This window comes from Vibrio sp. 1249-1 (assembly GCF_033340495.1).
On record NZ_JAWOWJ010001223.1, the window covers coordinates 1 to 506 of the forward strand.

At 43.7% G+C, this 506-nt stretch carries 1 pseudogene; it reads right to left on the reverse strand.

Features of this window, described 5'->3' with window-relative positions:
* Positions 1-224 precede the first annotated feature (224 nt).
* Positions 225-506, reverse strand: a pseudogene (locus R7Z50_RS31390) (histidine phosphatase family protein); the annotation flags it as partial.

The following is a 506-nucleotide window of genomic DNA, read 5'->3' on the forward strand; positions in this document are numbered from 1 at the left end:
CCTCTAGAGTAAAAGGCAGTAAAGTTGGGCCACTTAAAAGCAGCGCTGCGGCAAAAAGCCACTTTCTGTACATCATCATCCATCCTTGAATTACATTCTATAAATGTACATTTGAGACCAATCGTCCATGATCAGCCTTGCAAGCGTATTTTCTATAAGCCAGTGTACTAAGTTATTTTGATTACTGACCAAAATCAAGCGGACGCAAACATAAACAAATCAAGTCAGACTACGTCAACAGTATCCACGCAGTTGACACGAGTGATTCGACCATCTTCGATAATGAAAAACGCATCTTGAGGTAAATCTTGCTGCCAAACTTGAGTGTAATCCATACCCAACAGCAATCCTCTCAGCACGATGCCTGTTAGCCCACGACTCACCACGACAATGTCTTCGTCATGCGCTACATCACTCAGCCAGCAGGACAAACGCTCCCTTACCGACTCATAAGTTTCACAGTTTGGCGCTTGAAGGTACCAGTCATTTTGAGCTAATAAGTTGGG